Origin of the sequence: Desulfomonile tiedjei, assembly GCA_016212925.1 — a bacterium.
Classification (GTDB): Bacteria; Desulfobacterota; Desulfomonilia; order Desulfomonilales; family Desulfomonilaceae; genus JACRDF01.
Map to the genome: position 1 here is coordinate 75467 of JACRDF010000052.1, position 12775 is coordinate 88241.

General features: G+C 53.9%; 13 protein-coding genes. 6 read left to right on the plus strand and 7 right to left on the minus strand.

Annotation, left to right across the window (positions count from 1 at the left end):
- Positions 1 to 23: 23 nt before the first annotated feature.
- Entirely contained in the window at positions 24 to 233 is a 210-nt protein-coding gene (locus HY913_23670; protein MBI4966298.1) for a hypothetical protein, read from the minus strand.
- 545 nt (positions 234 to 778) lie between these two features.
- On the opposite strand from HY913_23670, the gene HY913_23675 reads away from it, so the two are divergent.
- Together HY913_23675 and HY913_23680 are read left to right on the plus strand one after the other, a co-directional pair.
- Positions 779 to 1012, plus strand: a complete 234-nt coding sequence (locus tag HY913_23675) for a hypothetical protein (protein ID MBI4966299.1) — start codon at positions 779 to 781, stop codon at positions 1010 to 1012.
- A gap of 206 nt (positions 1013 to 1218) precedes the next feature.
- Positions 1219 to 1452, plus strand: a complete 234-nt coding sequence (locus HY913_23680) for a hypothetical protein (GenBank protein ID MBI4966300.1) — start codon at positions 1219 to 1221, stop codon at positions 1450 to 1452.
- A 245-nt stretch (positions 1453 to 1697) separates the two neighbouring features.
- On the opposite strand, the gene HY913_23685 is transcribed toward HY913_23680, so the two are convergent.
- The 3 genes from HY913_23685 to HY913_23695 form a co-directional block, all read right to left on the minus strand.
- On the minus strand, positions 1698 to 2207 hold the full coding sequence (locus HY913_23685) for a ferritin family protein (GenBank protein ID MBI4966301.1): 510 nt from the start codon (positions 2205 to 2207) through the stop codon (positions 1698 to 1700).
- Positions 2208 to 2305: 98 nt separating this feature from the next.
- Positions 2306 to 3289: a hypothetical protein gene (locus HY913_23690; GenBank protein MBI4966302.1), complete on the minus strand. Its 984-nt coding sequence runs from the start codon at positions 3287 to 3289 to the stop codon at positions 2306 to 2308.
- Between the two features lie 142 nt (positions 3290 to 3431).
- Positions 3432 to 3917, minus strand: coding sequence for a rhodanese-like domain-containing protein (locus HY913_23695; protein ID MBI4966303.1), 486 nt, complete (start codon positions 3915 to 3917; stop codon positions 3432 to 3434).
- A 231-nt stretch (positions 3918 to 4148) separates the two neighbouring features.
- Between HY913_23695 and HY913_23700 the strand changes: the two genes are divergently transcribed.
- From HY913_23700 to HY913_23715, 4 genes are read left to right on the plus strand one after another with little or no spacing between them, the layout of a single operon-like run.
- On the plus strand, positions 4149 to 5300 hold the full coding sequence (locus HY913_23700; GenBank protein ID MBI4966304.1) for an acyl-CoA dehydrogenase: 1152 nt from the start codon (positions 4149 to 4151) through the stop codon (positions 5298 to 5300).
- Positions 5301 to 5321: 21 nt separating this feature from the next.
- On the plus strand, positions 5322 to 6293 hold the full coding sequence (meaB, locus tag HY913_23705; protein MBI4966305.1) for a methylmalonyl Co-A mutase-associated GTPase MeaB: 972 nt from the start codon (positions 5322 to 5324) through the stop codon (positions 6291 to 6293).
- Positions 6290 to 8722 carry a penicillin acylase family protein gene (locus HY913_23710; GenBank protein ID MBI4966306.1) on the plus strand — a complete coding sequence of 811 codons (2433 nt, stop codon included), beginning with the start codon at positions 6290 to 6292 and terminating at the stop codon, positions 8720 to 8722. Before meaB ends, HY913_23710 begins: the two co-directional genes overlap by 4 nt.
- 27 nt (positions 8723 to 8749) lie before the next feature.
- Positions 8750 to 9376 (plus strand): XTP/dITP diphosphatase, encoded by a 627-nt coding sequence (locus tag HY913_23715; GenBank protein MBI4966307.1) that lies wholly within the window; start codon positions 8750 to 8752, stop codon positions 9374 to 9376.
- Between the two features lie 402 nt (positions 9377 to 9778).
- Here HY913_23715 and HY913_23720 read toward each other — a convergent pair whose 3' ends face one another.
- The 3 genes from HY913_23720 to HY913_23730 all read right to left on the minus strand — a co-directional run bounded on the left by HY913_23720 (position 9779) and on the right by HY913_23730 (position 12532).
- Complete coding sequence (locus HY913_23720) at positions 9779 to 9958, minus strand: hypothetical protein (protein MBI4966308.1); 180 nt, start codon at positions 9956 to 9958, stop codon at positions 9779 to 9781.
- 212 nt (positions 9959 to 10170) lie between these two features.
- Positions 10171 to 11205, minus strand: a complete 1035-nt coding sequence (locus HY913_23725) for a DUF21 domain-containing protein (protein ID MBI4966309.1) — start codon at positions 11203 to 11205, stop codon at positions 10171 to 10173.
- A gap of 229 nt (positions 11206 to 11434) precedes the next feature.
- Positions 11435 to 12532: a hypothetical protein gene (locus HY913_23730; GenBank protein ID MBI4966310.1), complete on the minus strand. Its 1098-nt coding sequence runs from the start codon at positions 12530 to 12532 to the stop codon at positions 11435 to 11437.
- Between the last annotated feature and the right edge of the window lie 243 nt (positions 12533 to 12775).

The window sequence follows — 12775 nt, forward strand, 5'->3', positions numbered from 1 at the left end:
AAGCCGGGGCGCTCCATCAGCCCTCATTCATCGGACACCTTGGAGAACTGCCTTTTCCAGAGCGGCTCTGCCGGCTGGCAGCACGCTTTCAGGTTCTCGTAGAATCGCTGAACCTCGCTGTTGCTCTTGGCCTTGTTTATGACGTAAGAACCGATCTTCCAGCCCACGGCCAACCCTACACCCGCCGCGGTCCATCCGATCATCTTGATAGGAAGCAGTACGAGATGTGACATAGATCTTGTCTCCTTTCATGACACGAAGTCATGAACATGCCAAACGTTGTTCCTCGAATAACGCGACTGCATTGTTCGTGCTAGCCCACTATCAAAGTAATACCAATATGAGCTTGGTCAAGCAACACTTTCGCCACAGGCATGAGCAGTTGAAATTATTGGCTCCCGTGCCAATTGGCCATGTGTTGTGCATGAGTCCTTAAGTATGCCCCGGGTTCAAAGAACTTGCGGTAAATTCTAAGTCCCAGGTCCCATCGTCAACAATGACTATCCTTGTTACTCTTTGCTAAAAGACTGCAGGGCCGGCTTATGGCAACGCGCGATTAAACGGGTAATATCGACAATGGCCGGCAGGGACACCGGCCGCTACCGCGACATGATCGCGGCGGGACGACCCACGCTACGCAATCGGCCAAAACCCTCCTTATGGCCTTTTGTAGAGCCATTACGCTAGAATCACAGAGGAAATTCCTTGACCAGAAAGGCGTTTTATGATTTAAAAGATGAACCAGGAGAGAGGGTATTAGTCATACAGAGGTTCCGGTATGAAATACCTGCTCCCCATTCTTGCCTGCGTCCTGTTGCTCGGCGGTTGCTCGACCGGCCGTCTCTCCCTGAACGATGCAATCAAAAGCCCGTTGATGAAGACGACCCGAACTCCGTCTGCCCCTGATGCGACGAGCGGCCGCTCATCGCCGAAGGAGACGACCGCGCATGCGGCCGCAGCAGAGCCAATCGAAGCATCGTTCAGCGAGACTGCTTACCTCGACAGATTTTAGTCCAACCGGATAACGCGGAGCGAAGTCTTCCGGAACATGCTATTCATTTATCTGCCTTGGCATGGTATTTCTACCTGACGCAGATCTATCTTCAAACACCAAGAACACCGCCATGACCTTGGTGAAAGGGATTTGGTTTCACAGGTCCTTTGTTTGGAGTTGCATCCGCGCATAGCTGTATATTTCAGGAGGTCGTCAGGGCACATATGCCTAAAAAGAAAGACAAGGCCACTATAGAAGGAAGGCAGCTGCTCGCCCAGGGTGATGTGATTCAAGTGATGGACAAAAGCGTTCCTGTGAAATGCCGCGTTCTTTCCTGCCTGGCAATTGAGGGCGGGGGCTGCTTGGCCGGTTTGGAAATTCTGGAGGGCGAAAGAAAAGGCGAACGAATTAGCACCAAATTAAGACCATGCGCAGAAGCGCCGCAAGAGAAAGAATAATAACAAAACGTTTCAGTTACGGCAGCTTGCCTTGCGGAAGTTAGAACAAAGACTGTTTGGCACGCCTCGATAACGCGCATGTCATTGCGAGGAGTGAAACGACGAAGCAATGTCCCTTGTTGCGGCGTCGGGGATTGCTTCGGGCCTGCGCCCTCGCAATGACAAGTTCCGGCTTTTGCAAGTCTACAGAATCTTGCTCCCGTGGGAAAACGGACACTCATAGGCCAATTAGTAGTACGCCGAAATTACACGATGGTTGCTTTTCCGCCTTCCTGAAGCCTCTTCTTGGCAAAAGTGATCATACGGTAATGGTCCATTTCTTGCGCGATCAGCTTGTCCAGCTCACTCTTACCGCTTGCGTCGGGCAAGATTTCTTTCATTCCCAGGAAAAACGCCATGGAATCTTTTTCGAACTGAAGGGCCATATCAAGGGCCTCCACAGGGGTTTTTACAGCGGCTAGTCGGGGCTTGGCAGCTTCCACTGTGAAGATGTGCGTGTCTGCTGCGGCCTGCAAGTAGCTCTCCGCCAGGCCCTCGGGGTCCCACACAGGGGCCGTCGAGGAGCCGGGGAGCTGGCTTCGCAGCGCCTTGAACGCTTGAATATGGCCCGCCTCCATTAGCGCTAGGTCTTCGAAGAGTTTCTTCACCTGCGGGTCATCCGTCTTTCCAGCCGCGCCTTCATAGAAAGCGTTGCCGTTTTCCTCGATTCGTACGGCCATTGCAAAAACATCATCTGCGGTTCCAAAAACAAACATCAAAAGCCTCCTTTTACAGGTGCAAAGCACAGTGGATTCCGTTGGTCCCACTGCGACATACTTGAACAAGGTCCGGCGAAAAGTTGGGGCCCAAGGCGCTAGTCTATTTTCCTGTAAACATTGAGGCCGATCTTTTCCTCTCGCCCGTACACCAACTGATTTCCTTCCGTGGTAGCCACCATCGTTGTCTTCCCCGATTTGGAAGGGCCAAGTTCCTTCGACAGATCCACCTTGACGGTGAGATTGTCGCCTTCTACGTCCATCTCAACGTTTTTGAACGTGCTGCGCCTACCTTTGGCAGCCTTCTTTCCGGGCTGCTTGTAGATGTTCAGCCCGATCTTTTCTGTTCTCCCCGGGACCGATTTATTCCCTTCAGAAGACGCCACAATGATGGTCTTTCCCGATTTGGACGGGCCGAACTCCTTGGACAGGTCCACCGTGATAGTAAGAATGTCCCCCTCAACACTCATTTCCGCATTTTTCATCCCCACCCTGCGTACCTTCGCTGCCGGGCGAGCGCCTTCCGGCCGGACGGGCTTTATTCGCGGAGGACCGTCCTGCGTGGCAGAAGGGACTTCTTCCCCTTCGATCCCGGTGAACAGTGGAATCACTGCGGTAGTGTCGCTCAGGAGCAGAAGCCGGACGTCCTGAGGAAGCCTCGTCAGTTCCTCCAAGGCCCTATCTGTTTCATCGCCTTGGTTCCATCCGCCTTCCTGGAGTCCAAGCCTCACAGCGCGCAAATTCGGCTTGGATTGGTCACCCATCATTTTAAGGGCATCCCTCAAGAAGGCCCTAGCTTTCGCAAAATCTTGAAACTCTCCCTCTAAAGAATGGATCATTTCCATTACCTTTGAGATCTTGCCTGCTTCGATCATGCCCGTTTCAGGTTCTGTGACAAAGGGCAGCCAGCGCGGTGGAGTGGGGCCACCCTCGGGCCGATAATAGTGCCTGAAGTCCTCTGCGCTGATTGAAAATTCAAAACCGCTCTCGGCCCTTACCACATAAGGTGAACCGGAATCATCTATGAGTTCCACCACAATCCCCGGCCTCGATCCCAGGAATTGTACGTAGCGTCCGCTCATTTGCCTTCCTTTCACATAGGTACGGTGGACAATAATATAAGAACGCGCGATCAAGGTCCAGAGGTCACAGACCGGCCGTGAAATTCATGAGATCATTGACCAATGGTCGGGAGGTCCTGCAACCATTTCCAGACTATGGGGCTCATCGCTCGGTTTCGCCTTCAATGGGGTAGCCTGCCTGGTCCCAGGCTCTAAAGCCGGCCGTCATTATCATCATCTGTTTGTAGCCCAATTGAGACAGGAAGCGAGCCACCTCCTCGGCCATGTCGCATTGAGGGCCATAGCAATAAAATATCAGCCGCGCATCTTCAGGGAGCAGCGGCTGAACCAATACAAACCGCTCCTCCTTGTCGTCCTGAGGCAGGAAGATCGCGCCTTTAACGCGCTTTTTGTCGTAGTCGTCTTTGTGTCTGGTATCCACAAAGATAGTCCCTTCCTTGTCCATCAGCTTCCGGGCCTCTTTTTCATCTATAAGAGGAACTTTGAGGCCCGAAATTTCTATTTCGTTCGGGGGGGCGTAGATCCAGGGCACGGGTTTGGACGACACGTGGTTCAGGCCCAGCCCAATCAGCGAGGCCGCTACAGCAATGAGCAGGGCCCGAAAGAAGATTCCCAAGGACTTTTTCATGGGCAATAATTAACACCGGTCGGCCTGCCGTTCAACCCCTACAGGTTGCAAAAGCATCGCGGAGCCCGTGTTTTTTTCAAGTCGAGAGACAAATTCCGTTGGTAACATGCCATTTCCTGTTGACAATACAGCCCACGGCTTCTACCAATAGTCCGGTGCGGCCACATTGTGTGTACCCTTCCGGGAGGGGTAACGGCAAGAACGAACTCGATGAGGACTCAGGAGCAATATATGGATTATTTCCTTACCGAAGAGCAAAAGATGGCACGCGATATGGCTCGAAAGTTTTCCGATAAGGAACTCAAACCGATCGCGGATCGCCTGGACCGTGAACACACACATTCCCCTGAAGTGCTCAAGGCACTGGGAGAGATGGGCGTGATGGGCGTTGCCGTGCCGGTGGAGTACGGCGGCGGGGGCATGGATTACATTTCCTACGCGATGATCGTTTCGGAAATCTCGCGCGGTTGTGGCGGAACAGGCACCCTCGTCGCGGCTCACAACTCGCTTTACTGCTATCCGATGCTGAAATTTGGGACTGAGGAACAGAAGCAACGATATCTTACTCCCGCCGCGTCAGGCGAGTCCGTGGGCTGCTATGCGCTCACCGAGGCGGATGCGGGCAGTGACCCTGCGTCCATGAGGACCACGGCTCGTCTTGACGGGAATACCTGGATCATAAACGGCGAGAAGAAGTTCATCAGCAATGGAAACATTGCAGATTACTGCGTGTTTGCAGCGAGCACCGACAAGTCCAAGGGCTACAAGGGTATCAGCCAGTTTGTGTGCGATGTTCGGGAAACTCCGGGATTCAAGGTAGGTCGCGTCGAGGAGAAACTCGGGATCAACGCATCAGGAACAGCTGAACTGATATTCGAAGACGCACGGGTACCGAAGGAAAACATTCTGGGTCAGCCCGGCGCGGGACTGAGACAGATGCTGGAAACCCTCGACAGCGGACGTATAAGCATAGCTGCCCAGGCGCTAGGTATTGGCCGCGCGGTTCTCGAGGAGTCAATCGAATACGCACAGGCCCGGACACAGTTCGGCAAGCCTATATCGGAATTCCAGGCAATTCAGTGGAAACTGGCCGATATGGCCACACAGCTCGACGCGGCCGAGTTGCTCATATGGCGAGCAGCCTGGCTGGAAGATCATGGAATGCCGTTTGAGAAAGAAGCGGCCATGGCCAAGATGTTCACTTCGGACGTAGCCATGCAAGCGGCCATCGAGGGAGTTCAGGTCTTGGGCGGTTACGGGTATTGTAAGGATTACCCAATGGAGAGGCACATGCGTGATGTTAAGGTCACGCAGATCTACGAGGGCACTAACGAGATTCAGCGGCTCGTTATAGCCCGAAACCTGCTCGGAAAGCGCAAGTGACTATAGTGGCCGCTTGAAGGAATCAGATCATTGTCTGCCAAAAAGATAATACAAGGTGACGTCAGGGCCGTTGCCCGTCTGATCCGCCGTATCGACGACGGGGATCGTAAAGTTTTTTCGGACCTCGCGGAGCTTTACAAGCATTCAGGACGATCCTACATCGTAGGGTTTACCGGCTCTCCCGGAGTAGGGAAGTCAACATTGGTGGATCGTATTGTGTCGCGATTCCGCGGAGACGGGAAGACCGTCGGAGTCCTGGCCGTAGATCCGACCAGTCCTTTCACGGGTGGAGCGATTCTCGGCGACCGCATCAGAATGCAGAAACACTTCCTCGACGAGGGCGTCTTCATCCGGTCTATGGCGACGCGCGGCAAGTTCGGCGGACTGACTCGTTCCACCGCGGACGCTATAGTTGTATTGGACGCTATGGGGAAGGACGTGATTATCGTGGAAACAGTGGGAGTGGGGCAGGACGAAGTTGACATCGTCCACAGCGCTCACACGACCGTCCTGGTGACCATTCCGGGCATGGGCGACGACATTCAGGCCATTAAGGCCGGGTTAATGGAGATAGGCGACATCTTTGTCGTTAACAAGGCCGACCGCGAAGGTGTGACCAAGACTACGAGCGAATTGCGGTCCATGTTACAGATGTCCGATAAGCGCTACCAGGCGGAAGGATGGATGCCGCCTGTGGTGCCTACGGTGGCCGCTCAGGACCAGGGTATCGACGAACTCTACCAGACCATTCTAGACCACAGAAAGCACTTGCTGGAACACGCGGAAGAAAGACTTAAGAAGCGCGAAGAAATACGGGTGAAAAACCAAATTCTGGACCTTCTCAAGGAAAGACTGATCGAAACCGCGCTGGATAAACTCGGAGGAATTCAGGCGCTGGATGGAGTTGCGGGGGAAATCGTAGCTAGAAAGAAAGACCCTTACGGCGTGAGTTCCGATCTGGTTGAAATTCTGTTCGGAGGCGCTCCTCGTTGAGTTTCCTGAGGTCACTCTCAAAAGTTGACATTGATCCCGTCTGGCTGATGAGGATCTTTACCGTGATACCCGCGGTTCTGATCCTTCTGGCCGGCGCGGGGGCACTCTGGATGTACTTCTTCGTACATTCCTTGCTTCCCGAAAGCCATGCCCGGGTGGATACCCCCGGTATCGCGGCGGATGTTCGGGTGGTCAGGGATGCCAACGGGGTCCCGGGTATTCTTGCTGAAAAGGAAGAAGATCTTGCGTTTGTGCTGGGTTACGTCATGGCCCAGGACCGGCTTTGGCAGATGGACTACATGCGAAGGGCCGGGCAGGGGAGGCTGGCGGAGATTCTTGGCGCAGACTATCTTGAAGGCGACCACCTTATGCGAACCATCAACGGGGGCCGCAAGAAGGAAGGCTACTACGAGCGACTCGGCGATTCAGAGCGAAAATGGCTGCAGAAATTCATTCAAGGAATTAACAAATATATATCGAGCCACGCCGGAAAAATGCCGGTGGAGTTTTCCCTTTTGGAATACCGGCCGGAGGCTTTTTCTCCTGATGACGTAAACGCCATATTGCTCGCGTTGGCTTGGGAAAGTTCCGTGGCCTGCCGAATAGACCCCCTCATGACAAGGATTGTAGGCCACCTGGGAAAGGAAATTGGGACAGAGCTGTTACCCACCGATCCGGCCGCTCCTTCGGGGGTCTTCGCCGGGTACCTGGCAGGATGGAGCGTCAAAGGGGTGCTATTTTCCAGGCTGACAGAAGGCCGAGTTCTGGGACGCCTGCCCGGATTGCGCGGGGGTTGTGCCTGGGCTATGGGGCCCGGCAAGACCCGCAGCGGGAATCCCATGGCTAGCAGCACGGTTTATCAGTCCTTGGCAGCGCCGGACTTCTGGTACCGAGCGCGATTGGTTGCGGGAGACTTCCATCTTGCAGGGGCTTTTATCGCGGGCATTCCCGTGGCCCTGGCGGGAACCAATGCCCGGACATCGTGGGGCTGTGTGTCTGCTCTCGCGGATGATGCCGACTTGTTCATCGAGGCGCTTGATCCCGATTCTCACCGGGACTACTGGCGCGTGGATCGCTGGCGCAAACTGGAAGAGCGTAAAGAAACTTACCGCGTCCGAGGGGGATCGCGAGTCTCCAGGACAATCCAATTCACGGAGACCGGCCCTCTGGTTTCCGAGATAGACCGAGATCGAGCCATTTCTTTGCGGTGGACGGGACGGGACGGCACAGGACTGTTCTCAAGCTTTTACGCCATAAACCGAGCCCAAAACGGCAAGGAAGTGGCTGTAGCGTTGAAGGCCCTGATAACGCCGGCCCTCAACGTGGTCTGGTGCGACCGAGAAGGGAATTTTGGTACACAGTCCGGCGGCAGAATCCCGGTGCGTTCGTCCGACAGCGACGGAGTTCTCCCCGTACCGGCATGGACGGGAGTCCATGATTGGAGCGGATTCATCCCATTCGATGAACTCCCGTCCACCATCAATCCTTCCCAGGAATTCGCGATTTCAGCCGACGGAAGGCCGGGAGGCCCGAACTACCCCCTCCTGGTTAGCTGTTACTGGAACGACTATGCCAGGCATGAACGGATCAAGGAATTGCTCGGAGCAAGCAACGAACACTTCCGGGAAAGTTTCCAGGCCATCCAGAACGACAACCTGTCTCCGCTGGGACGGAGTTTGACCCCTGCCATTCTGGAGTCAATGAACGGCAAGCCCCAGAAAAGCCGCCTCGAAGAAGAAGCCTTGAACACGCTGGCGTCCTGGGACTTTCAGATGAATGAGGACTCAGCCGGCGCCGCTGTTTTCGGACTCGCTTACAAGTCGCTGCTCGATGAGCTTTTTCTAAAGCCGCTAGGGGAGCCGTTATATGAAGGGTTCACCAGTTATTTTGCTTTGCCTTCAAGAGCAGTGAAGAGGATCTTTCTGGACAACGCCCAGGGCTGGATAAAGTCGGCCCGGCCGGAAGCAATTTTGGCAAAGGCGTTCGAGAAAGCTGCCGAGCAGGGCAAATCATTGATGGCCTCGGATCCCAAGAAGTGGAAATGGGGACGGATCCATAAAACGGAATTCCGGCACCCCCTGACAGCGAAATCAAGATTTCTCGAAGCGTTGTACAACATTGGCCCAGTGTCTCTAGCCGGCTCAGATGACACCATAAATCTTGCCGGATGGTCTGCTGTCCACCCATTTCAGGTTGTGGACGGAGTTTCATTGAGGCAGATCGCGGACATGACCGAGCCCCCGCAGGTTTTTGGAATCAGTCCGCTGGGAAGTTCGTCTCATTTTTTCTCAGCGCATTACAAGGATCAGACCGGAGCGTGGCGTAAAGGCCGTTCTTACCCGGACCCCATTCAGAGCCTGGACATACGCAAGAACGGGTTTAATGCAGTGCTGTTCAAGTCAACGACCGGCGCGGTCTCGCTCAAGTGACCCGTTTCGCCTGCGGCATGGGAACGGATGGAAAACCTGCCTAAAAGAATTCTCATTGCCACGAGCAACCAGGGTAAGGTCGAGGAAATCCGCGACCTGGTGAAGGGCCTCCCCGTTGAGTTTTTGTCGCTTTCGGATGTGGCGGACATTCCTGAAGTGATCGAGGATGGCTTGACCTTCGAAGAAAACGCTTTGAAAAAAGCTCGCACCTTTGCAGCCGCAACCGGGGTGGTGACCCTGGCAGACGACTCCGGGCTTTGCATCGACGCTTTGGATGGGCGTCCGGGGGTCCATTCTGCGCGATACTCAGGGGAAGGGGCATCCGATGCGGAAAAATGCGCCCGCATTCTCCAGGAACTGGAAAATATCCCGGAAGAACGTCGTACAGCCAGGTTTGTCTGCGCTATGGCTCTGGTTACCCCGAAGGGAGAAGAACAGTTGTTTGGAGGTTCCTGTGAAGGGCGGATAACCCGCGAGCCTCGCGGGACCGGAGGATTCGGCTACGACCCGATCTTCTACTTTGAAGAGGCGGGGTGCACCTTTGCCGAGATGGACCGCGAATCCAAAAACAAGGTGAGCCACCGCGGCCGGGCCCTTCGAGCATTTGCCCGCTTTCTGGAAGAAGTTCTGCGGAAGAAATCCACAGTGGCCTAGCGTGTGAACGATTCGTCCGCGGATTGGCGAAAGACATCTGGAAGCACGCCTGGCTTTTGTGCGTCACATATGCCCAGCCGAGTCCCTTGCACCAAATTATAGCCGTTCCCGAAAGTAATGACGGATTGACTCATGGGTGCCACTGCTGGCTTGCCCAGCAGTGCGGGTCCATTCAGAAAGAACTTTCGAGAATCACTATACCAAAACAAATGTCCGAAAACGCGGCACGGCCCTGCCTACAATTTGTCTATGCGATTTCTGTAGGAAGGGCCGTGCCCGCCATTGTTACTTCTGCGAAGGAAATCTCGTTCCACTCGGCCGGATTTGCCGAATCCAAGCGCAGGGGTGAGGGTGCCCTCAAGGCCGGCAAGTGCGACCTTGGGACTTCTTGAGCTTACTCCCTCACTTGCATTTCTTGCAGTCCGAGACCACCTTACCCTTAAGCTTCGTACAGTCGGCTTTGGTAGCCTTCTCTTCACATTGGCCCTTGATACAGCATTTGACGGGTTTCTTGGCAGCCATAGCGAAAGGAGCCGCGACCACGAAGGCCATCAGGGTCATCATCACGAAAAGCTTTTTCATCCTCTGCCTCCTCGATATCATAGGGGATCTGCCCCCCCGTTCTGTGCGGATCCTGGGGGAGGATCGAGGCATCCTATCCTTGATTATTCATAAGTTGCAAGCCTTTTGCTCAAAATCCGAAAAGTTTTTTCAACAACTGGGACCGGAGCCTCGCGGACGGCGCGACCTACCAAGGTCCGGCCTGGATCCCAATCTTGCAAGTGGTGCCGGCATCACATGGAAGGATGCTGCCGTTTGAGCTGCCTGGCCCTTTCTTGAAGGTCCACCACCAGGTCGGTTTCGTCCACAATCTCGTCACCCAGAACTGTTTCGATGAGATCCTCCAGGGTCACCAGCCCGGCAACTCCCCCGTATTCATCCACCGCGACGGCTATATGTCTGCGCTGTTTCAAGAAAATGGTGAGAAGCGCCAGAGCATTCTTTGTTTCAGGAACAAATGAGATAGCCTTGGCGAGGGACTTTATCGGGGTGTCGGGATCGCTCAACGTTCGGGCGGAAAACAGATCGTGAATGATCATGTAACCAATTATATTTTCAGGTTCTTTTTCGTAGATGGGTATTCTGGTAAATCCCTTTCGGTCAACCGCTTGGACAGCTTCACCCACGGTCATGGAAGCCTCCAGGGAAAAAATCACCGTGCGGGGCGTCATGATCTCCCGAATCTGCTTGTCTTCAAGGCTTATGATATTGTGGACGAGTACGCTTTCTCCAGGGGTTATCTGCCCTTCCAGCGCACCCAAGCGTACTGTGGCCAGGATTTCCTCCTCTGTGACACTCGGCGCTTTGTGGCCTCTAGTGAGCAGATTGGAAAACCTCTGAGTGACTATAACCGCCGGGTAAAGTAAATATTTCATGGTCCTGAGCGGCCAAACTATGGACGGCCACCAGGTTCGCCAATAGACCACGCCCAGAGTTTTAGGGACTATCTCCCCCAGAAACAAAATCATCAGTACCAATGCGACGGAAAAGACCGGCAACATGGAAGGCCCCAAGGCCTCGGCAGCGACTATACCTGCAACTGCCGATCCGGCAGTATCTGCGACAACAGTCAAAATCAGAATCGAGGCTATGGTCCCGCTGATTTTCTTTTTCATCTCAATTAGCCCCTGAGCCAGTGCCGGTCGCTTTCCCGCAGCTTTGGCGGCTTCAAGGGTCCCGAGTCGAGTCGATAGGAGGATGGCTTCATAGAAGGCGCAATGGAATCTAATGATGATTGTAAGGATTACAACCACAACCAGTAATGTCATTTTCAGCTCCTTGCACTCGGGGTCTGTGTGAGATGGGGCGGGAAAGCGGCGCGGGGAGGACTCTGGAACCCGAGCAATTCCATCGGAAAGGGGTGTCTAAATACTTGGCCAAACAACTCGAAAAGCCGTTCCCGCGTGCAAAGAGGATTTGAACAAGGCCTGAGTAGGCCCAATCGCGAACACGCGGCCCTGCCAGCCAAGGCAGGGCTGGAAAAAGCGGGGGCCGAGCTTAGGACAAAGTCCTGGGGCACAATTTTTCGAGCCTCAAGCTGAGATTGAGCAGTTCATTGCACTCTTCAGCCGACTTTAGGCGAATCACTCCATATCCTTTTTGCCGGTATCGTTCATCATCATGCATCACAATAGCTTTGGGTATGAATTTCAATTGAAAACCCGCGTCGAACAATCGCCTTGAGAACGACACGTCCTCTCCCTGATAGAACCCCAAATTATCATTCCAAGAGTGTTCCAGGAATATGAAGTCCTTGTAAATGCCGTATCCGCCGGTGACATACTGACACTTGTCGAATGTCTCGTGATATGCACGAAGAAAGGTATAGTTTTCGATAATATTCACCCAATCACAATATCTTGAGAGGTCCGGGTTCACTATAATACTGGTTGCCACATCGAAATCACCTTTGACTTCTTCGACCGCGTCCGCCCAATTGGGGTGGAGCAGGAAATCATCGTCAAGGCTCACGAATTTGTTGAAAGAAGCGGCCCTGGCCAAGACGTTACGCATCGCGCCCAGTCTGCCTTCGGACGCGGCGTCCTGCATGGCAAAGGTCCTGATCCCTTCCATGCTTGCAATTTCGTCCACGCATCCTGCAACAAGGACCTCATACGAATCGTGGGGGATGTTCTGGACCCTGATTGACCTGATGAGTTTTACCAATTTGTCGTTACGCTGACCGTTGGTAATTATTCCGAAGCTGTACCCATGCGGCTTCAAAGACTTTCTCGTCCTGCCGGCAATTGTCGGTGGCAGTTCCTTACCGAAATCTGTCAGAAGATTGATTCGGCGGTTGAGCGTCAGTATCTCCAGACGATGAATTGCGGCTATATTCTCCTGCGTTTCGTTCCGAAGGATTTCAATTTCTTGCTTCATCACCGCGAGGTCGCGGTCGTCCGCGTCCTCCAAGTCACTTCTCACAGCCTCAATTTCCCGCGCGAGGAAGCCTCTGTCCACGCATTGTACGGCCTCAAGCTGCGCGCGGAGACCTTCAATTTCTTTTGTCAGATCTGCAATCTCTTTCTTCCCGTTTGACGGGAAGAGCCTGGTCAGGAAAGACCCCAACTTGTGCCTCCAATTCAAGGATGACATAGGCACTCCTCCACGAACCATTGTTCTTTCGGAAATTTAGATGTGCGGTCGGTACCGGGTTTTTGCTCCAATATTTGCGAACTCTTTTCCCGGTGGCCTCAAAACTCGGCCAGCCGGGCCCTCAAATTCGAGAGGCCTCGATATTGTGTCACAGCCCCATCTTAAACATATTATGATATGCCACAATGCTGTGGAATTCAATAACATTTTGAATGGAGGCGCATCCCTTCACTTACGCGGTGG